The sequence below is a fragment of the Roseateles saccharophilus genome (assembly GCF_031458095.1).
GTDB lineage: Bacteria > Pseudomonadota > Gammaproteobacteria > Burkholderiales > Burkholderiaceae_C > Pelomonas > Pelomonas saccharophila_A.
Map to the genome: position 1 here is coordinate 41,656 of NZ_JAVDXU010000001.1, position 22,413 is coordinate 64,068.

General features: G+C 68.2%; 11 protein-coding genes. All 11 read left to right on the top strand.

What is annotated here, in order from left to right:
• Nucleotides 1–232 precede the first annotated feature (232 nt).
• The 11 genes from J2X20_RS00170 (at nt 233) to J2X20_RS00220 (ending at nt 22,413) form a co-directional block, all read left to right on the top strand.
• Nucleotides 233–3,304 (top strand): TonB-dependent receptor, encoded by a 3,072-nt coding sequence (locus J2X20_RS00170; RefSeq protein WP_310259109.1) that lies wholly within the window; start codon nt 233–235, stop codon nt 3,302–3,304.
• A 45-nt stretch (nt 3,305–3,349) separates the two neighbouring features.
• A complete protein-coding gene (locus J2X20_RS00175) occupies nt 3,350–5,005 on the top strand; it encodes a GH35 family beta-galactosidase (protein ID WP_310259111.1) in 1,656 nt (551 codons plus the stop codon).
• Nucleotides 5,006–5,022: 17 nt separating this feature from the next.
• A complete protein-coding gene (locus J2X20_RS00180; protein WP_310259113.1) occupies nt 5,023–6,321 on the top strand; it encodes a GDSL-type esterase/lipase family protein in 1,299 nt (432 codons plus the stop codon).
• A complete protein-coding gene (locus J2X20_RS00185) occupies nt 6,318–8,774 on the top strand; it encodes a glycoside hydrolase family 95 protein (RefSeq protein WP_310259115.1) in 2,457 nt (818 codons plus the stop codon). The genes J2X20_RS00180 and J2X20_RS00185 overlap by 4 nt, the downstream gene beginning before the upstream one ends.
• Complete coding sequence (locus J2X20_RS00190; protein WP_310259118.1) at nt 8,774–10,291, top strand: family 43 glycosylhydrolase; 1,518 nt, start codon at nt 8,774–8,776, stop codon at nt 10,289–10,291. Before J2X20_RS00185 ends, J2X20_RS00190 begins: the two co-directional genes overlap by 1 nt.
• A 121-nt stretch (nt 10,292–10,412) precedes the next feature.
• Nucleotides 10,413–12,923: a WD40/YVTN/BNR-like repeat-containing protein gene (locus tag J2X20_RS00195; RefSeq protein ID WP_310259120.1), complete on the top strand. Its 2,511-nt coding sequence runs from the start codon at nt 10,413–10,415 to the stop codon at nt 12,921–12,923.
• Nucleotides 12,924–12,991: 68 nt separating this feature from the next.
• A complete protein-coding gene (locus tag J2X20_RS00200; RefSeq protein ID WP_310259122.1) occupies nt 12,992–14,653 on the top strand; it encodes a glycoside hydrolase family 5 protein in 1,662 nt (553 codons plus the stop codon).
• A gap of 33 nt (nt 14,654–14,686) precedes the next feature.
• Nucleotides 14,687–16,330, top strand: a complete 1,644-nt coding sequence (locus tag J2X20_RS00205; RefSeq protein WP_310259126.1) for a glycoside hydrolase family 5 protein — start codon at nt 14,687–14,689, stop codon at nt 16,328–16,330.
• An 81-nt stretch (nt 16,331–16,411) separates the two neighbouring features.
• Nucleotides 16,412–18,064 carry an alpha-L-fucosidase gene (locus tag J2X20_RS00210; RefSeq protein ID WP_310259128.1) on the top strand — a complete coding sequence of 551 codons (1,653 nt, stop codon included), beginning with the start codon at nt 16,412–16,414 and terminating at the stop codon, nt 18,062–18,064.
• Nucleotides 18,065–18,087: 23 nt separating this feature from the next.
• Entirely contained in the window at nt 18,088–20,004 is a 1,917-nt protein-coding gene (locus tag J2X20_RS00215; protein WP_310259130.1) for a glycoside hydrolase family 97 protein, read from the top strand.
• Nucleotides 20,005–20,256: 252 nt separating this feature from the next.
• Complete coding sequence (locus J2X20_RS00220; RefSeq protein ID WP_310259132.1) at nt 20,257–22,413, top strand: dockerin; 2,157 nt, start codon at nt 20,257–20,259, stop codon at nt 22,411–22,413.

Consider the following 22,413-nt stretch of genomic DNA (forward strand, 5'->3'; position numbering starts at 1 on the left):
GCAACCAGTCGGTCCATTCTGATGTTACCGCGCAAAGCTCTCAAATTGAGTATTGGGGTATGCACTGGTCTGACCACAATCGCCATATGGCAGAGTGGCATGACCAAATTGGTTTGACCAGCGATCGGATTGATGTACGCGCATTGACAGCGCTGCCAATCGCCCGTCAGGCCCGCTTGGTCATCGAATCCGATGCCCATCAAAAGCCCTCGAGAGCTTGAAAGGAGACACAGTGAACAACTATCGGAGAACCGCGATCTCGCTTGCCGCCGCGCAAGCGGCCCTCCTCAGCACGAGCATGGCCTGGGGCCAGGCTGCTCCGGCGCCCGCCTCGGCTGCGTCGGCCCCTGAAGCCAAGCCGCAGAAGATCGAGACCGTCGTCGTCAGCGGCCAGCGTGCGGCCCTGCAATCGGCCCAGAAGATCAAGCAGAACGCCGACGAAGTCGTCGACTCCATCGTGGCCGACGACATCGGCAAGCTGCCCGACAAGTCCGTCACCGAAGTGCTGCAGCGCATCGCCGGCGTCAGCATTGACCGCACGATGAACCGCGCCGATCCCCAGCAGGGCGTCGGCGACGGCGTCATGCACTTCGCGGCCGAGGGCACCGGCGTGAGTGTGCGCGGCTTGAGCTATGTGCGCTCCGAGTTGAACGGGCGCGACTCCTTCTCCGCCAATGGCGGGCGCTCGCTGAGCTTCGAGGATGTGCCGCCGGAGCTGATGGCCGGCGTGGACGTCTACAAGAACCCGTCTGCGGAACAGATCGAAGGCGCCATCGGCGGCCTGGTGAATCTGCGTACCGCCCTGCCCTTCGATTTCAAGGGGCCCAAGGGCGCGTTCTCGGTCGAAGCCTCCCAACAGCAACTGCGTGGCGGCAAGGCCGAGCCCTCATTCTCCGGCCTCGTGTCCAACCGCTGGAAGACCGACCTCGGCGAGATCGGCGCCCTGCTCGACATCGCGCATTCCAAGATCGCCACGCGCGCCAACGGCCTGTTCGTCGAGCCCTATTACCCCCGCACCGACGCCCTCATCGGCGACACCAGCGGGCAGCTGCGCTGGATCAGCAAGGGCGGGTCCTGGACTTCCAGCGACTTCGACCGCACGCGTGACGGCCTGTACGGCGCGCTGCAATGGCGCAAGGACGACATCTCTTCCTCGCTCACGTACTTCCGCTCGAAGTACAAGATGGACACGCGGGAAAACGCCATGTCCGTGGGCGGCACCAACACGCAGTTGACGCTCGACCCCGGCGCGACCTTCGACGCCAACGGCGCCGTGCTGACCGGGACGCTGCGCGCCCCGGGCGATGGCGCGCCAGACCGGAACGTGAGGGGCATCGGCTTCGCCACGGTCGCGCGCCACGCCGGCCGCACGGCGGACACCCGCGACATCGCATGGAACGTCACCGCGAAGGTGTCGCCCAGCCTGACCCTGCGCTCCGACCTGCAGCACATCAAGGCCGTCAGCGACGGCACCGACTACCTGATCGGTACCGGCGGCTGGATGCCCAAGCAGCAGATCGACTTCACGACGTCGACGCCGAGCTTCAACTTCGACGCCGCGGACCGTGCCTACCTCGCCGACGCGAACAACTACTACTGGGGCTCCACGCAGGAACACCGGGACCATGCGACGGCCCATGAAACCGCATGGCGCGTCGATGGCAAGCTGAACTTCGATCATGCGGTGCTCAACGACCTGCGCTTCGGCTTGCGCGTGACCCATCGCGGCGCCCTGACCGAATCGACGCATGACTCCGACTGGGCCCAGATCACCCAGCCGTGGGCCGTGGGCAAAGATGGATGGCAGCCGTTCAGCCAGCTCGCCTGGATGAGTGATCCACGCTTCAAGGCCGACACCCACATCCAGCCGTTCAACGGCTTCTTCAACGGCAAGGGGGCGATACCGCCGTCGGTGGTGATGCCGGACATGAGCCTGCTCAACGACGCCGGCTTCAGGAAGGTCCACGGCTATGCCGACCAGGTCTGCCAGGTCGACCCCTGCTGGGCGAAATGGAACCCGGCCCAATACGGCGACGACAAGGGTCGCAACGAGCAGAACGAGCGCACCCAGGCGATCTACGGCCAGCTGCGCTTCAGCTTCGACGACCTGGCCTACCCGGTGGACGGCAACGTGGGCGTGCGGGCGGTGTACACACAAGCAGATGCGGTGGGCAACACCGTCCTCTCGGTGCCGAACTACCAGCAGAACCCCGGCATTCCCGTACTCGTGCCCAGGGCCGACCTGCAATCCTTCCACAACGCCTACTCCGACGTCTTGCCCAGCCTGAACCTGCGCATGAAGGCGAGCGACAAACTGCAATACCGCCTGGCGCTGTCCAAGGGCTCCTCGCGGCCGGACCTGTACCAGATGCAGGCCTACACGACGATTTCCCAGACCGTGCAGACGCACCAGGAAAATGGCCAGACGGTGATCGACTCGGTCTCCTACACCGGCTCGGCCCGCGGCAATCCCATGCTCAAGCCGGTCAAGTCGAACAATCTCGACCTGACGGGGGAGTATTACTTCGGCCCGACCAGCTCGTTCACGGTGGCGGTGTTCGACAAGCGCATCAAGGACGTCGTCATCGGCCAGACGGGCTACTACCGGGTCGCGGACACGGCCGGCCAGCCGCATGATTTCGCGATCACCGCGCCGGTCAATGGCGCCAAGGGCAAGACGCGCGGCGTCGAGGTGGGCTACCAGCAGTACTTCGACAAGCTGCCGGGCTGGCTGTCGGGCTTCGGGGTGTCGGGCAACTTCACCTACATCGACAGCAAGATGACGATGTACGACAAGATCAACCTCGAATGGTGCACGCCACGGGGCACGGTCGAAACGGAGCTGGCACGCAACCTCTATGGCTGCGATACCAACGGCCACGTCCTCGGCAACCTGCCATTGCCCGGCATGTCGCGCAAGGCGTTCAACATCGCCCTGCTCTACGACTACGGTCCCCTCTCGGCACGCATTGCCTACAGCTGGCGCTCGAAGTATCTGCAGGCGGCCAATGCCTTCGGTACGAACGACGACTTCGGCAACGGCTGGGACTACAACCCCAACAGCCCGAACTACAAGAAGCCGTTCTCGTCGAACTTCTCACTGCCGACCTGGGGTGGAGCCTACGGCCAGGTCGACATGGGCGTGCACTACAAGGTCAACGAAGACCTGGGCGTCTCGTTCGAAGCGCAAAACCTCAACGACGCCCTGTACAAGCAGTACATGCAGCAGGGCATCGGAATGATGCAACGGTCGGCCTTCTACACGGGCCGGCGCTACACGGTGCAGATGCGCTATTCCTTCTGAGCCTTCTTCCCGACCGCGCCACGGCGCGGTCGGGCACGACGACCTATGCCCAAGCCTCATTCCCACCGCCTGTGCCTGGCGGCGCTGGTCCTCCTGTGCTCCCTGTCCCTCGCCGTCGCCGCCCCGGCGCAGCGGCCGCAGCTGGCGCACAAGGAAGGCCGCCACACCCTGCTGGTGGATGGCCAGCCCTTCACCATCCTGGGGGCCCAGGTCCACAACTCCAGCAACTATCCCAAGGCCCTGGACAAGGTCTGGCCGGCCATCGCCGACATCCACGCCAACACCGTCGAAGTGCCCGTGGCCTGGGAGCAGATCGAACCGGTTGAGGGCCGCTTCGATTTTTCCTTTGTCGACACCCTGCTCAAGCAGGCGCGCGAGCACCAGGTGCGCGTCGTGCTGCTGTGGTTTGGCACCTGGAAGAACACCAGCCCGCAGTACACGCCGGCCTGGGTCAAGTTCGACAACCGGCGCTTCCCACGCATGGTCGACGAGGCCGGCAAGGACAGCTACTGCCTGTCGCCCTTCGGCGAAGAGACGCTCAAGGCCGACCGGCGCGCCTTCACGGCGCTGATGACGCATCTCAAGCAGGTCGACGACCCGCAGCACACCGTGCTGATGGTGCAGGTGGAGAACGAGGTCGGCACCTTCGGCCTGGTGCGTGACTTCGGCCCTGCCGCACAGGCCGCCTTCGAGCAACCGGTGCCGGCCGCGGTCATCGCGCACAAGAAGCCGGTGGCCAAGGCCTCGGGCAGCTGGCGCGAGGTCTATGGCGACTACGCCGACGAATACTTCCACGCCTGGGCCATCGCCCGCTACATCGAGGAGATCGCCAAGGCCGGCCGCGCCGTCCACGACCTGCCGATGTACGTCAACAACGCCCTGCGCGACCCGCTGGAGCAGCCGCCCAAGCCCTGGAACAAGGACTTCGCCAGCGGTGGCCCGACCTACGACGTCATCGACATCTACAAGGCCGCAGCGCCCCATATCGACATCGTCGGCCCCGACATCTACCACCCCGAGTCGGCCAAGGTCGCGGCCCACCTCGACAAGTTCCAGCGCCCCGACAACCCGCTGTGGGTGCCCGAGCTGGGCAACGCCTCGACCTATGCCCGCTACCTCTATCTCATCCTCGGCCGCGGCAGCCTGGGGGTGGCCCCCTTTGGCATCGACTACTTCGACTATGCCAACTACCCTTTGGGCGCCAAGACCAACGATAAGGCCACGCTCGAGCCCTTCGCCAAGGTCTACGCCGCCTTCCGTCCCATGCAGCGCCAGTGGGCGCGCTGGGCCTTTGAAGGCCGCACCTGGGGTGTCGCCGAGCCCGACGACCATGCCGACCAGTTCGTTGCGATGACGGGCTGGAAGGCCCACGTCACCTTTGGCCAGTGGCAGTTCGGCGAGCGCGAGTGGCCGGGCAACCAGAAGGAAAAGCCCGCCCATGCCGGCACGCCGTCCGGCGGCGTGGCCATGGCCCAGATCGCCGACGACGAGTTCATCCTCGTCGGCCAACTGGCCCGCGTGCGCATCGACGACGCCGAGGCCAGCGGCAAGGCCCTCATAGCCCACGTCGAGGAAGGCCGCTTCGGTGCCGACGGCCAGTGGGTGATGGAGCGCCGCTGGAACGGCGACCAGGTCGACTGGGGCCTGAACTTCACCGCCAATCCTCGCGTCATCAAGGTCAAGCTCGGCCGCTATCGCTGACTCCGTCCCTCGTTCCCATGCAGTACCGTCACCTCCTCGCATCCACCTTGCTCGCTGCCGCCGGTTTCGCCCAGGCCCAGGACCTCGTCATCCTTCCCGCTCCGGCTGACGCTTGGCGCGTCACCGTCGGCCACTGGGAAAGCCAGGCTGAGCTCAAGGGCGGTGGCGTGGTCGCGCCGACGCCCAAGGCCGACTACGCCAGTGCCAGCCATGCGGGCGCCAGCGCCCATGTGACGGCCGGCAGGCGCGACGCGCTGACCTTCGAGTGGCGCGACCTCTGGCAGTCCATGCTGCGTGTCGAAAGCCGCAGCCCCATGGACCTGCGCCCCTTCGCCGGCGGCACGCTGGAGTTCGACCTCCACGTGGCCGAGTTGGACAAGGGCGGCCTCAGCGTCAAGGTCGGTTGCGGCAGCGGCTGCGAGCGCGCCGTCAACCTCATCGACCCGGCACGCGGCTGGACGGGCAAGGGCTGGCAGCACGTCGCCCTGTCCATGAGCTGCTTCGTCCGCGACGGGGCCGACTTCTCCGCCGTCACCCTGCCCTTCGCCCTCGAAGCCACCGGCAGCGGCCGCGTCAGCGTCGCCAATGTGCGCATCGGCCGCGCCGCCAAGCCGGGTCTGGCCTGCCCCGACTACCGCAGCGAGTCGGTCACGCCGGCCCTGCTGAACGAGTCCTGGTCCATCGACTGGTGGCGGCCCCGCCACGAGCAGAAGCTGCAGGAAAAGCGCCAGCTCGTCGCCGCCGGCACGCCGCCCGAGGTGGTCTTCATCGGCGACTCCATCACCCAGGGCTGGGAGAAGGAAGGCCGCGAGGTCTGGCAGCGCCATTTCGCGCCCCTGCACGGCCTGGCCCTGGGCTTCGGCGGCGACCGCACGGAGAACGTGCTGTGGCGGCTGCAGCACGGCGAGATCGACGGCATCGCGCCCAAGGCCGTCGTGCTGATGATCGGCACCAACAACACCGGCCACCGCGCCGAGAACCCCGAGACCACGGCCGCCGGCATCAAGCGCCTGCTCGACGAGATCCGCCAGCGCCTGCCGCAAGCGCAAGTGCTGCTGCTGGCCGTCTTCCCGCGCGGCGAGAAGCCGGACGATGTCCTGCGCGGCATCAACCAGCGCGTCAACAACATCATCCAGGGCTACGCCGATGGCCGCAGCGTCCACTTCCTGGACATCGGCGCGGCCCTGCTGCAGCCCGACGGCACGCTGAGCAAGGCCGTCATGCCCGACCTGCTGCATCCCAACGAGCGCGGCTACGAGATCTGGCAGCGCGCCATGGCGCCCACGCTGGACAAGCTGATGGGGACCGCGCGATGAGCACCCGTCGCAGCTTCCTCGCCGGCAGCACGCTGGCCTGCAGCCTGGCCGCCCTGCCCGCCTTCGCGCGCAGCGGCGCTGCCCACCTGGCCGACGACGCGCTGACGCTCTGGTACGACCAGGCGGCTGGCCCGTGGATCGAGGCCCTGCCGCTGGGCAACGGCCGTCTGGGAACGATGGTCTTCGGCCGTCCGGCCCAGGAGCGCCTGCAGTTCAACATCGACACCCTCTACGGCGGCGGCCCCTACGTCCCGGACAACCCGAAATTCCGCGAGGCCCTGCCCGAGGTGCGCCGCCTGATCGACCAGCAGCGCTGGAAGGAAGCCAACGAGCTGGTCTCCAAGGCCTTGATGGGCACGCCGATGAAGCAGATGCCCTTCAGCGGTGCCGGCGACCTGCTGCTCGACTTCCCGGGCCTGAAAGGCGTGGAGCGCTACCGCCGTAGCCTCGATCTCGACAGCGCCATCGCGCTCACCAGCTTCTTCGACGGCAGCGCGCGCCATCAGCGCGAGGCCTTCTGCAGCGCGGCCGACCAGGTGACGGTCATCCGGCTGGAGATCGTCGGCGAAGGCGTCATCGACCTCGACCTCGGCTACCGGCACGCTGACTACCAGCCCTATGGTGGCTTCGGCGACACCAAGTACGACGCGCACGGCGTGGTCTACGTCGGCGCGCCCTGGGACCACCGCGAATCCCTCAATGCCGAGAAGCGGTCCGCTTCGCTGGCGATCCGCGCCGATGGCGGCGACGCGCTGCTGATCGAAGGCCGCAATGTGCAGGCGTTCGGTATCCCTGGCCAGCTGCGCTACGCACTGCGCGTACAAGCCGTGGGCGATGGGCAGATCGAGGCCAGCGGCGACCAGCTGCGCGTGCGCGGCGCCCGCCGCCTGACGCTGCTTGTGGCCGGCGAGACCAGCTACGTCAACTACCGCGACACCAGCGGCGACCCGGTCGCAGCCGTGCGCCAGCGCACAACGGCGGCCGCGCGCAAGCCCTTCGCCCAGCTGCGCGACGACCACGTCAAGGCCCACCGCGCCCTGTTCCGCCGCCTGCACATCGACCTTGGCGGCCAGGAGGCCAACGCCCGGCCCACCAACGCGCGCATCCAGGGCGTGCCCCGCCAGCCGGATGCGGCCCTGACGGCCATGTATGTGCAGTACGCGCGCTATCTGCTGATGTCGTCGTCGCGGCCCGGCAGCCAGCCGGCCAATCTGCAGGGGGTGTGGAACGAAGTCCTGCACCCGCCCTGGGAAGGCAAGTACACGATCAACATCAACACCGAGATGAACTACTGGCCCGCCGGGCCGGCCAATCTCGGCGAATGCCTCGAGCCGCTGGTGAAGATGGTCGAGGACCTGGCCGTCACCGGCGCCCGCACCGCCCGCGACAGCTATGGCGCGCGCGGCTGGATGGCCCATCACAACACCGATTTGTGGCGGGCCACCGCCCCCATCGACGGCCCGCTGTGGGGCATGTGGCCCACGGGCGGCGCCTGGCTGTGCACGACGCTGTGGCAGCAGTTCCAGTACCAGCCCGACCCGGCGCTGCTGCGGCGCCTGGTGCCGCTGCTCAATGGCGCCACGCAGTTCTTCCTCGACACGCTGGTTGAAGACCCGCAGGGCCGTGGCCTGGTCACATCGCCCTCGCTGTCGCCCGAGAACGAGCACCATGCCGGTGTGGCCCTGTGCGCCGGGCCGGCGATGGACCGCCAGATCCTGCGCGACCTTTTCGACGCGACGCTGGCGGCCCTGCAGCGCCTGGGCGCATCCGATGCCAGCTTCTCGGATGCCGTTCGAAAGGCGCGCGAACGCCTGCCGGCCGACCGCATCGGCGCCCAGGGCCAGCTGCAGGAATGGCTGGAGGACTGGGACGCGGGCGCCGCCGATCAGCGCCATCGCCACGTCTCCCACCTCTATGCCGTCTATCCCAGCGAGCAGGTCAACGTGCGCGACACGCCCGAACTGGCACAGGCCGCTCGCGTGACGCTGAACGCGCGCGGCGACGAGAGCACCGGCTGGGCCACCGCCTGGCGGCTGGCGCTGTGGACGCGACTGGGCGACGGCGAGCGCGCCTACAAGATCCTGCAAGGGCTGCTGGGGCCGGCGCGCACCTACCCCAATATGTTCGACGCCCACCCGCCCTTCCAGATCGACGGCAACTTCGGCGGCGCGGCGGCCATCCTGGACATGATGGTGCAGTCCTGGGGCGGCGAGATCCATCTGCTGGCCGCCCTGCCCCAGGCCTGGCCCCAGGGCCGGCTGCATGGCGTGCGCGCCCATGGCGGCGTGGAGGTCGACATCGACTGGCAGCAAGGCAAGCTCGCCCGGCTGCAACTGCGCGGACCGGCCGGCGCCCAAGTCGCGCTGCGCTACCGCGGCAAGCGCCTGGCCCTGAAGCTGGACGCACAAGGCCGCGCCCGCGTCATGCCGGCCAGCTTCGGAGGCGCCGCCTGATGTTGTCTCCAGCCACGCCCCTGCAACGCGCCACCTCGGCGTCGCCGCTGCGTGGCCCGCGCCAGGCCGACCGCGGAGACGGCAGCTTCTGCAACCCCATCGTGGCCGGCGACCACCCCGACCCGACGCTGCTGAAGGACGGTGCCGACTACTACATGACGGCCTCATCGCTGCAGTCCTGCCCCGGCGTCGTGATCCGCCATTCCCGCGACCTCGTGAACTGGACGCCCATCGCGGCGGCGCTGTCGCAGCCCCTCGGCAGCGTCGCGGCCGTGGACCTGGTCAGGCACGGTGGCCGCTACTTCGTCTACCTGTCTGCGCTGCAGGGCCGCCGCAGCGCCGTCTACGTGCTCCACGCGGACGACATCCGCGGCCCCTGGAGCGAACCCATCGACCTGGGACTGCCGGACTGCTTCGATCCCAGCCACGTCGTCGGCGAAGACGGCCGGCGCCATCTCTTCGTCAACGGCGTGCGCCGCGTCGAGCTGACGGACGACGGGCTGGCCACTCGCGGCGGGCTGGAATTCGCGCACAAGATCGGCCAGCAGCTGCGCGAAGGCGGCGCCGACCTGCTCAGCTCCGAAGGACCGCGGCTGCTGCGCCGGGGCGAGTTCTTCTACATGATTTCGGCTCTCGCCTCGGCGGACAGCCATGTGCTGGCGGTGGCGAGGTCACGCTCGGTCTTCGGTCCCTGGGAGGACTGCCCCTCCAACGCAATCGCCAGCGCCGGAGGCGCCGACGCGCCCTGGTGCACCAGCGGCCATGCCAGCCTGGTGGAAGGCCCCGGCGGCGACTGGTGGATGGCCTGCCACGGCCACGAGAACGGTCATCGCATCCTCGGCCGCCAGGCCCTGCTGCAGCCCATCGAATGGACCCGCGACGGCTGGTTCCGCACCGCCGGGCTGCGGCTGGACCGGCCGATGCGCAAGCCGCGCGGCGGCATCGGCACCTTTGCGCCGCCGACGCTCTCCGACGACTTCAGCCAGAACCGCATCGGCCTGCAGTGGAGCTTCTTCGACGCCGCACCGGATGAGCTGCGACGCGCGCACTACGACGACCGGGGCTTGGTGCTGCGCGGCAAGGGCATGGGCCTGCAGGACTGTTCGCCGCTGACCTGCCTGGTCGGCGACCACAGCTATGTGGCCGAACTCGATTTCGAACTGGACGGCGCGGTCCAGGGCGGCCTTGCCCTCTTCCACGACGCCCGGGGCTTCGTAGGCATCGGCATCGGCGAGGGCCGCGTCCACACCTACAGCTACGGGCAGGAACACCGCTGGATGCAGCAGCCCACGCAAGGGCGGCGCCAACGCCTGCGCGTGACCCACCGCCGCCATCTCGTCAGCTTCCACCACGCCGTCGGCGACGGCCCGTGGATGCAGAACCCCTGGCTGCGGGACATCTCGGCCCTTCACCAGAACGGTTTCGGCACCTTGCTGAGCCTGCGCCCGGCCCTGTTCGCCGCCGGTGCGGGCGAGGTGCGGCTGCTGCATTTCGCCTACCAGAGGCTGGGCGCATGAAGCCGCGCCCGAACGCCAAGGTCTTCGTCGAGGTCGAGCCCAGACATTGAGCCGATCTCTCCACAACGCCCGCCACCGGAGGAGACAACCGGCCGGGCACCTTCCCCTGAAAGGTAGAACCGTGAGACTGAAGTTGGGAACCCTGATGATCGCCATGAGCGCCGGCTCGGTGGCGCTTGCACAAACCTGCACGCCGACGGCGATCACGCCGTACATCAACGTCAACGGGACGTGGACGCAAACCTCGTCAGCCACGCTCAAGCTCGGCAATTCGGCCATCTTCGGCCCGCAGCCTGTGTCCGGCGGCTCCTGGAGCTGGGCCGGCTGCGGCACTGGCGGCGCCTCGCGCGAGCAGACCATCACGCCGGCCGCGGCCTGCACGGCCACCACCACCTACACCAACAGCTGCGGCGCCAAGACGCAGCAGACGTTCTCGATCAAGGTCGGCACCTGGGCCAGCGTGAAGTTCGGCGGCGGCGGCTACGTCACCGGCCTGGTCTTCCATCCGACGACCGCGAACCTGCTCTACGCGCGCACCGACATCGGCGGCGCCTACCGCTGGAACCCGGGCAGCTCGACGTGGACGCCCATCACCGACGGCCTGGGTTTCGGCGGAGCCGAGGGCTCCTTCCACGGCATCGAGAGCATGGCGGTCGATCCGAACAACGACCAGCTCGTCTACATGGCCGCCGGCATGTATGTCTCCGACAAAGCCGACGCCCGGCTGTACATCTCCAGCAACCGCGGCGACACCTGGACCTACGTCCCCCTGCCCTTCTCCACGGGCGGCAACAACCCCGGACGTGCGATGGGCGAGCGCCTGATGGTCGACCCCAACAAGCCCTCGACGCTGTTCTTCGGCTCGCGCACCGCGGGCCTGTGGAAGAGCACGGACTCGGGCCGCAACTGGGCCCAGGTGACATCGCTGTCGAGCGCCAAGATGACCGCCGACCAGATCAAGGCCGCGGGCGGCAGCGCGATGGGTGTCGAGCTGGTCGTCTACGACACCGGCAGCAAGGGCAGCGGCAACGCCACGCAGACGATCTACACAGCCGTCGCTCCCGACTACGCCGGCGTGGCCGGCCTGAGCGCCAACCTGTACAAGTCCACCAACGGCGGCACGTCCTGGACCCCCGTGTCGACGCCAGTGACGGGCTATCACATCCCGCACATGGTGCGCGCCGCCGACGGCATGTTCTACGTCGTCTTCACCCAGGGCACCGGGCCGGGCGCCGGCGGCCCGGGCCGCCTCTACAAGTTCGACGGCAGCACCTGGACCCTGCTCAAGAGCGAAGACCCGAACGGTGGAACGAACTTCGGCCTCGGCGGCGTTTCCGTGCAGGGCAGCGGCTCAACCACGCGCATCGCGCTGGGCGTCACCAACTCCTGGGGCAACTACAGCGGCCAGCAGATCGTGCAGCTGTCCGACAACGCCGGCCTGACCTGGCGCGAGATCGAGGCCGCCACCCCCGGCGAGACCGCCTCGGGCTGGGTCGACGACGTCGAGATCGATCCGTCCAACCGCGATCACATCCTGCATGTGCACGGCGGCGGCATCATCGAGACCAAGAACGCCTCCGCGACCTCGCCGACCTGGAGCGGCAACATCAACGGCATCGAGGAGACCGCCACCCAGGCCCTCGCCGCGCCGCCGGCCGGCGCGACCTACAAGTTCATCAACAGCGCCGGCGACGTCGGCACCTGGGTGGACACCGACCTCGCCGCCAAGCCCACCCTGAGCCCCGGCCTGGGCTGGAGCAACGGCAATGCGGCCGACATGGCCTGGTCCGATCCGCAGTACATCGCCGCTTCGGGCCTCATCAACTCGAGCGGCGTTGCCGCCGGCTACTGGTCGGGCGATGGCGGCAGGACCTGGGCCAATTTCGCCAGCCTGCCCAGCGGCGCGTCGAGCAACACGAGCGCCGAAACCAGCTTCGCGGTCACGGCGCGCAACAGCGTCGTCTGGGCGCCGGCGAACTCGGTGCCGTCCTACACCACCAACAACGGCGCCAGCTGGACCGCGACCAACCTGCCGGCCTTGGCCGCCGTCGGCTGGAACCGCGGCTACCGCCTGGTCGCCGACCGCAGGAACGCGAGCAAGGTCTATGCGTATGACTCGGGGGGTGCGTGGTGGGCGTCGGCCGGCCGGGTCTACGTCTCGAGCGATGGTGGCCACAGCTTCGCGCTGAGCCAGGGCTCGGTGTCGGCCAATCTCGCCCCCAATGGCTGGTGGGCGACGTCCATGGCCGTCAACCCCAACGCCGAGGGCGACCTCTGGCTGGCCGATGGCAATGCCGTCTACCACTCGGTGAACTCCGGAGCGAGCTGGACCAAGCTCGGCGGCTTCGCGTCGGTCTTCGGCAGCAACGCCTGGCCCGACCTGCAGGGCGCGAGCGCCATCGCACTGGGCAAGGCCAAGACCGGCGCCCCCTACTCGGCCGCGGTCTACGTGGTGGGCACCATGAACGGCGTGTGGGGTGTTTACCGTTCCGACGACGGCGGCGCCAGCTGGGTGCGCCACAACGATGACGCCCACCAGTTCGGCGGCATCGGCGTGATGGCGGCCGACCAGGGCGTCTATGGGCGCATCTACGTCAGCGGCACCGGCCGGGGCCTGCTGTACAGCAACTGATTCAAAACGCCCGGTCCGGTGGAGACAACCGGCCGGGCCCTTCCTCAAGAGTTGAAAGGCAAAACCCCATGAGAACGCTTTTGTCGACCCTGCTGCTGGCCCTCGGCGCCAGCGCCGGCTCGGCCGCCCAGGCCCAGAACTGCGGCAGCGGCGGCGGCGCCACCGTCTGCCTCACGGCCAACGGCACGGCCAGCAATGTGCAGCTGAACTGGACCATCAGCGGTGCCGTCAAGTCGCTGGAGGTCTACCGCGACACCGATGCCGATCCCAACGGCCGCAGCCGCATCGCCATCGTCGACAAGGCCGCCACCAGCTATGCCGACGCGTCGGCCAATACCGGCACGCCCTACTGGTACTGGGTCAAGTTCACGACCGCCGCGGGCAGCTACAGCTCCGGAGCATCCTCGGCCACGCGCGGCGCCAGCTGCACACCGACGGCCGTGACGCCCTGGATCAAGGTCGACGGCAACTGGAACCAGACCGCCAACGCGACAGTCAGCGCCGGAGACTCCGCCGTGCTCGGCCCGCAGCCGGTGTCCGGCGGCATGTGGACCTGGAACGGCTGCGGCACCGCTGGCGGGGCGCGCGAGCAGACCATCCGCCCCACGGCCGCCTGCGCAGCCACGGCCACCTACACCAATGCCTGCGGCGCCAAGACGCTGCAGAGCTTCTCGATCGGCCTCGCTGGCGCGATGCGCAACATGACCAGCCTGCAGATATCCAAGGAGATGTCGCCGGGCTGGAACCTCGGCAACTCGCTGGATGCGCCGACCGAGACCGGCTGGGGCAACCCGCTGGTCAACCAGGCCCTGCTCAACGCGGTCAGGGCCGCCGGCTTCAAGAGCGTGCGCATCCCGGTCACCTGGACGACCCATGTCGACGCCAGCGACAACATCGACCCCGTCTACATGGCCCGCGTGACCGAGGTCGTCAAGTACGTCCGCAACACCGGCATGTACGCCGTCATCAACCTGCACCACGAAGGGCACTGGCTGAACAACGTCTTCTACGCCAGCCAGGCGGCCAACAACGCCCGCCTGGCCAAGCTGTGGACGCAGATCGCCAACAACTTCAAGAACCACGACGACTACCTGCTGTTCGCCGGCCTCAACGAAGTCGGCAAGGAAAACGCCCCCTGGGGCGTGCCACCGCAGCAGGAGTGGGTGGACGTGCAGAACGGCTACCACCAGGCCTTCGTGAACGCGGTGCGCGCCACCGGCGGCAACAACGCCAAGCGCCACCTCGTCGTGCAGGGCTACTTCACGGGCATCGATCCGATCAACCAGACCGTGCTGCCCACCGACACGATCGCCAATCGCCTGTTCTTCGAGTTCCATTTCTACGACCCCTGGACCCTGGCGCTGAACGCCGAAAGCCCGATCTGGCAATGGGGCGCCAAGACCACCGACCCGAGCAAGGCCGACAACTGGGCCGACGAGGCCTATGTCGACGCGCAGTTCCAGAAGGTCAAGTCGCGCTTCGTCGATGCCGGCGTGGCGGTGATCATGGGTGAGTACGGCGTCATCCTGAAGTCCGAGTACGACCCGGCGGGCTTCTACCGCAATGAATGGGCCAAGTACGTGACGAACTCGGCGGTGCGCCACGGCATCGTCCCGATGTGGTGGGACAACGGCTACCAGGACAACCACCAGTTCGGCCTGTTCAACCGCACGACCGGCGCCCAGTACTTCCCCGACCTGGTCAAGGCCATCGTCGACAGCGCCAAGTGACCGACAAGCAAACACCACCATGAGACAAGCGATATGAAATCCGTTGCCTCCCTCTCCTTCCTGCTGGCCGCGCTGAGCGCGGCGGCTCCTTTGGCCCAGGCCCAGAACTGCGGCAGTGGCGGCGGCGCCACTGTCTGCCTGACGGCCAATGGCACGGCCAGCAACGTGCAGCTGAACTGGACCGTCAGCGGTGCCGTCAAGTCGCTGGAGGTCTACCGCGACACCGATGCCGATCCCAACGGTCGCAGCCGCATCGCCGTCGTCGACAAGGCCGCCACCAGCTATGCCGACGCGTCGGCCAATACCGGCACGCCCTACTGGTACTGGGTGAAGTTCACGACCGCCGCCGGCAGCTACAACTCCGGCGCGTCCTCGGCCACGCGCGGCGGCGGTTGCACGCCGACGGCCATCACGCCCTACATCAACGTCAGCGGCAACTGGACCCAGACCGCCTCGGCCTCCGTCCCGGCGGGCGAAGCGGCCATCCTCGGCCCGCAGCCCACAACGGGCGGCATCTGGACCTGGAACGGTTGCGGCACCGCTGGCGGGGCGCGCGAGCAGACCATCCGGCCCACCGCCGCCTGCACGGCCACGGCCACCTACACCAATGCCTGCGGTGCCAAGACGCTGCAGAGCTTCTCGATCGGCCTCGCTGGCGCGATGCGCAACATGACCAGCCTGCAGATGTCCAAGGAGATGTCGCCGGGCTGGAACATCGGCAACACGCTGGACGCCACGCCCACCGAGACCTCCTGGGGCCAACCGCTGATCAACCAGGCGTTGATGACCGGCATCAAGAACGCCGGCTTCAAGAGCATCCGCCTGCCCGTCACCTGGACGCCGCACGTCGACGCCAACGACAACATCGATCCGGTGTGGATGGCCCGCGTGACCCAGGTCGTGAAGTACGCGCGCAACGCCGGCCTCTACGTCGTGCTGAACCTGCACCACGAGGGCGGCTGGTTGAACAACACCACCTATGCCGCCCAGCCGGCCAACAACGCCCGGCTGACCAAGCTGTGGACCCAGATCGCCAACAACTTCAAGGACTACGACGACTACCTGCTGTTCGCTGCCATGAACGAGATCGGCAAGGAGAACACGGTCTGGGGCGCGCCCAAGGACCCCGAGTGGCTGAACGTGCAGAACGGCTACAACCAGGTGTTCGTGAATGCGGTGCGCGCCACCGGCGGCAACAACGCCAAGCGCCACCTCGTCGCCCAGGCCTACGAGACCAATATCGACATCTCCTACGCGTCGGCCGTGCTGCCCACCGACACCATCGCCAACCGCCTGTTCTTCGAGATCCACTACTACGACCCCTACGACTTCACGATCAACGGCCAGAGCAATATGTGGCAGTGGGGGGCGACCGCCACCAACCCGACCGAGACCTGGGCCGATGAGCCTTATGTCGACGCGCAGTTCCAGAAGATGAAGACGCGCTTCGTCGACCAGGGCGTGCCGGTCATCATGGGTGAGTACGGTGCCTACAACAAGCCCAACTACCCGGGCATGCCCCCGTACCGCAAGGCCTGGGCCCAGTACGTCACGCACTCGGCCTGGCTGCACGGCCTGGTGCCCATGTGGTGGGACACCGGCGAGATGATCGACCGCAACACCGGCGCGGTGAAGACGCCTGACGAGATCAGCACCATCGTCAACGCCACCAAGTGAAGTGAACAGCGGGCCCGGTGCCCGCACTTTCCCCAAGCGCGGGACGCCAAGGCCTCCCGCGCATTTCTCCTTCTGACTGCCATGACCGCAAAACTCGCCGGCCCCTGGACGCGCCGTTCCTTCCTCAGCGCTGCCGCTGCCTCTGCCGGCACCACCGGCCTGACAACCGCCCAGGCCGCGCCCGCCCCTTTCCAGCCCACCTGGGATTCCCTCGTCGACGGCTACCGCACGCCTGACTGGTTCCGCGACGCCAAGTTCGGCATCTGGGCCCATTGGAGCGCGCAGTGCGTGCCCGAGATGGGCGACTGGTATGCCCGGCGCATGTACATCCAGGGCAACTGGCAATACGACCACCACGTCAAGACCTACGGCCATCCGACCCAGGTCGGCTTCATGGAAATCCAGAACCGCTGGAAGGCGGAGAACTGGGATCCCGATGCCCTGCTCGACCTCTACGTGAAGGCCGGCGCCAAGTACTTCGTCGCGCTGGCCAACCACCACGACAACCAGGACAACTACGACTCCAAGTACCACGCCTGGAACACCGTGCGCGTGGGCCCAAGGAAGGACCTCATCGGCATCTGGGAGAAGGCCGCCCGCAAGCGCGGCCTGCGCTTCGGCGTCAGCAACCACAGCGCCCACGCCTGGCACTGGTACCAGCCGGCCTACGGCTACGACCCCGAGGGTCCCCACGCCGGCCAGCGCTACGACGCCTACCGCCTCACCAAGGCCGACGGCAAGGGCAAATGGTGGGAAGGCCTGGACCCGCAGGACCTCTACACCGGCCGCAACATCGTCATGCCCGACGGCTTCAAGACCATCCGCAGCGTCGAGGCCTGGCAGCAGGAGCAGACCGCCCACTGGGACGAGAAGCCGCCGCTGCACAACCCGGCCTTCACCCGCCAGTGGTTCCTGCGCTGCCGCGACCTCATCGACAGCTACCGGCCCGACCTGGTCTATTTCGACAACACGACGCTGCCCCTGGGCCAGGCCGGCCTCGACATCACCGCCCACTACTACAACGCCAGCATGGCCTGGAACGACGGCAAGCTCGAAGCCGTCGTCAACGGCAAGGTGATGCCCACGGAATGGCGCCCGGCGCTGGTGGAGGACGTGGAGCGGGGCTTCCGCGAAAACATCGAACCCCTGCCCTGGCAGACCGACACCTGCCTGGGCGACTGGCACTACAGCCGCGGCATCTTCGACAACCACCAGTACAAGCCGGCCAGCACCGTCATCCATCGTCTGTGCGACATCGTCTCCAAGAACGGCAACCTGCTGCTGTCGGTGCCGCTGCGCGGCGACGGCACCATCGATTCGGACGAACGCAAGATCCTGGAAGACATCGCCGCCTGGATGGCCCGCAACGGCGAAGCCATCTACGGCACCCGCCCGTGGCGCACTTTCGGCGAAGGCCCGACCAAGGTGAGTGGCGGCATGTTCAGCGAAGGCAACTCCAAGGCGCTGACGCACGAGGACATCCGTTTCACGACCAAGGGCGGCGCCCTCTACGCCATCGCCCTGGGCTGGCCCAGGGACGGCGTCATGCGCATCCAGACCCTGGCCGAGGATTCCGCCGTTGCGCCCGGCTCCATCGACAGCGTGCACGCCGTGGGCGCGGCCGACGGCCTGACGTTCAAGCGCACGCGCCGCGGCCTGGAGATCAAGCTCCCCGAAGGCCTGGCCGGCTCGCCGGCCGTCGCCGTGAAGATCCGCGGCGCCGGCGTGGCATGAAGACAGCAGCACAGACAGTGACCATGAAGAAGACCACCCGCATCGCCACAGCCCTGCTCGCCCTGGGCGCCTGCGCCGCCCAAGCCGCCGATCTCGTCATCGTCTCTCCCAACGGCAGCATCGCCCTGCGCATCGCCGACGACGCCAGCAGCTTCAGCATCGTTCGCAAGGGCGAGACCGTCATCGCCCCATCGCCGCTGGGTCTTGAGCTGGACGGCCAGCCCGCCTTCGGCCTGCTGAAGCTGGAGTCGCGCCAGGACACCCAGGTGGATCGCGTCATTCCGCTGGTCGCCACCAAGGCCGCCACCGCGCGCGACCACTACCTCGGCGCAACCCTGGCCTTCCGCGAAGCGGGCGGCGGGCGGCGCCGTGTCTTCCTCGATGCCCGCGCCTACGATGACGGCGTCGCTTTCCGCTACCGGCTGGACGGCACCGAGCCGGTGAAGCTGCGCGGCGAGCACACCGCCTTCGTGCCGGCGGGCGACCCGTCCTGCCTGGTCGGCCCTGCCGACGGCGCCCACGAGGTGCAGTTCGAGCGCCTGCGCATCTCGCAGCTCAAGGCCGACGCCGCCTACGACGTGCCCGTCGTCTGCGCCACGCCGTCGGGTCGCACGCACTACGCCATCACGCAGGCCCATCTGCAGGGCTACACCGGCGCCTCCTTCCACCGCGACGGCGAAGCGTTGCGCCTGCAACTGTCGGGCGTGCCCGGGCGCCAGGGTCCCGCCTTCGTCTCCGCCGGCGGCCTGACCACAGCCTGGCGCGCCGTCATGATGGCCGATCAGGCCGGCAAGCTCATCGAGAGCCAACTGGTCGGCAACCTGAACCCGCCGCCGCAAGGCGACTTCGCCTGGGTCAAGCCCGGCAAGGCGGCGTGGGACTGGTGGTCCGGCCCGCTGGTGGGCATGAAGCCCGACATGACGGCCTACAAGCGCTTCATCGACTTCGCCGCCGAGTCCGGCTTCCCCTACTACCTCATCGATGCCAACTGGGCGTCGGGCCCGAGCGGCTGCTGCGACGCCCACCCCAAGACCGACATCACCCGCCCCGCCGACGGCATCGACATGCCCGAGCTCGTGCGCTATGCCCAGGCCAAGGGCGTGAGCCTGCTGCTGTGGGTCCACTGGGTGCATCTGGACGCACGCATGGACGAGGTGCTGGATACCTACGTCCGCTGGGGCATCAAGGGCATCAAGGTCGACTTCATGAACCGCGACGACCAGCAGGTGGTGGACTTCTACCACCGTGCCGCCGCCGCCACCGCCCAGCGCCAGCTGCTGCTGGACCTGCATGGCGCCTACGTGCCCGCTGGCCTGCAGCGCACCTACCCGAACTTCATCACCCAGGAAGGCGTGCTGGGCGCCGAATGGAGCAAGATGGACCGGCGCGTGACGCCCAAGCACAACCTGAACCTGCCCTACACGCGCATGCTGGTCGGCCCGATGGACTACACGCCCGGCGGCTTCCGCAACGAGACGCCTGCCACCTTCGAGGTGCGCGCCGAGATGCCCATGGTGCAGAACTCGCGCGGCCAGACGCTGGCGATGTACGTCGTCTACGACAGCCCGCTGCAGATGGTGTCCGACGACCCGTCGGCGTATCGCGGCGAAGCCGGCTTCGACTTCATCCAGCGCGTGCCGACGGCCTGGGACGAGACCCGCTTCATTCAAGGTGAACCGGGCCAGGACATCGTGCTGGCTCGCCGCAGCGGCAAGACCTGGTACCTGGGCGCGATGACGGCCGACGAGGCCCGCACCGAGAAGGTGTCGCTCGCCTTCCTGCCGCCCGGCCGCTGGAAGGCCACCGTCTGGCAGGACGGTGAAGGCGTGCGCCAGGTGCAGCGCACCCAGCGCACCGTGACCCGCAAGGACACGCTCAGCCTTTCGCTGGCCGCAGCCGGTGGCGCCGCCGTCGTGCTGGAGCCGTTGACCCCGAACTGAACCCAGGTTTCCCTCATGAAGTACAGCAGACAACTCAGCGCCCTCTCCCTCGTCGCCGCGACCCTGGTGGCCGGCTGTGGTGGTGGGGGTGGTGGTGGCAACGCGCCGGCCCCCGCCCCAGCGCCGACTCCCGCGCCCGCCCCGGCTCCTGCCCCAGCTCCTGCCCCCGCGCCGGCTCCCGCACCAGCTCCCGCACCAGCGCCAGCCCCCGCGCCAGCTCCGGCCCCCGCTGCAGCCGCGAGCTGGACGAGCGTGAAGTTCGGCGGCGGCGGCTACGTCACCGGCCTGGTCTTCCATCCGACGACCGCCAACCTGCTGTACGCCCGCACCGACATCGGCGGTGCCTACCGCTGGAACGCGGCCACGTCGTCGTGGACGCCCATCACCGACGGCCTGGGCTTCGGCGCTGCCGAGAGCCGCTTCCATGGCATCGAGAGCATCGCCGTCGACCCCAACGACGACCGGCTGGTCTACATGGCAACCGGCATGTACACCTTCGAAGACAACGGCCGCCTGTACATCTCCAGCGACCGGGGTGACACCTGGACGCACGTTGACCTGCCGTTCAAGCTGGGCGGCAACAACCCCGGCCGCGCCATGGGCGAACGCCTGGTGGTCGACCCCAACAAGCCCTCGACCCTGTTCTACGGCTCACGCACGGCCGGCCTGTGGAAGAGCACGGACTCCGGCCAGACCTGGGCGCAGGTCACGTCGCTGTCCACGGCCAAGATGAGCTCCGACCAGATCGGCGCCGCAGGCGGCGGCATGGGCATCGGCGTGGTCGTCTACGACACCGGCACCAAGGGCAGCGGCTCGGCCACGCAGACCCTCTACGCCGCCATCTCGCCCGACTACGTCAATGTGGCAGGCCTGAGCTCCAACCTCTACAAGTCCACCAACGGTGGCAGCTCGTGGACCGCAGTCACGACGCCCGTCTCCGGCTACCACATCCCCCACATGGTGCGGGCCGGCGACGGCGTCTTCTACGTCGTCTTCACCAAGGACGCCGGGCCCGGCGCGGGCGGGCCCGGCCGGCTCTACAAGTTCGACGGCACGACCTGGACCCTGCTGAAGAGCGAAGACCCCGGCAACGGCATCAACTTCGGCCTCGGCGGCGTGTCCGTCTACGGCAGCGGCGCCACCACCCGCATCGCGCTGGGCGTGACCAACTCCTGGGGCAACTGGAACGGCCAGCAGATCGTGCAGCTGTCCGACGACGCCGGCAAGACCTGGCGCGAGATCGAAGCCCAGACGCCCGGCGAAACCGCCTCGGGCTGGGTGGATGACGTTGAGATCGACCCGTCCGATCGCGACCACATCCTGCATGTCCATGGCGGCGGTGTCATCGAAACCAAGAACGCCTCCTCCGCCACGCCGACCTGGAAGGGCTCGGTCAGCGGCATCGAGGAGATCGCCGCCCAGGCCATCGTCACGCCGCCGGCCGGCGCCACCTACAAGTTCATCAACAGCTCGGGCGACGTCGGAACCTGGGTGCACACCGATCTCGCGACGACGCCGACGCTGAACCCCGGCCTGGGCTGGAGCAACGGCAACGCCGCCGACATGGCCTGGGCCGATCCGCTCTACATCGCCGCCGCTGGCGTCATCAACTCGAACGGCGTCGCCGTCGGCTCCTGGTCGGGCGACGGCGGCAAGACCTGGGCGAGCTTCGCCAGCCTGCCCGCCGGCGCCAAGGAGAACACCGGCAGCCAGGGCGGCATCGCGGTCACGTCGCGCAACAACCTGGTCTGGGCGCCGGCCAACTCCGTGCCCTCCTACACCATCAACAACGGCGCGAGCTGGACGGCAACCAATCTGCCGGCCCTGCCCGTCGTCGGCCAGGGCTGGGGCCGCGGCTATCGCTTGGCCGCAGACCGCAAGAACCCGAACAAGGTCTATGCCTACGACTCGGGTGGCGCCACCTGGAGCGGTTCGCCGGGCAAGGTCTATGTGTCCACCGATGGCGGCCACAGCTTCTCGCTGAGCGCCGGCTCGGCAGCGACGGGCATGGCCCCCGACGCCTTCTGGACCACTGCCATGGCGGTCAACCCCAATGCCGAGGGCGACCTCTGGGTGGCCGACGGCAACGCCGTCTACCACTCGGTGGATTCGGGCGCGAGCTGGACCAAGCTCACGGCCTTCGCGTCGGCCAATGGCGTGTCGGGCGCCAGCCTGATCGCGCTCGGCAAGGCGGCGCCCGGCGCCAGCTATTCGGCGGCGGTCTACGTGGTGGGCGTCGTCAAGGGCGTGTGGGGCGTCTATCGCTCCGACGATGGCGGCGCCACCTGGACCCGCTTCAACGACGACGCCCACCAGTTCGGCGGCATCGGCGTGATGGCGGCGGACCAGAGCGTCTACGGCCGCATCTACGTCAGCGGCACCGGCCGGGGCCTGCTGTACAGCAACTGA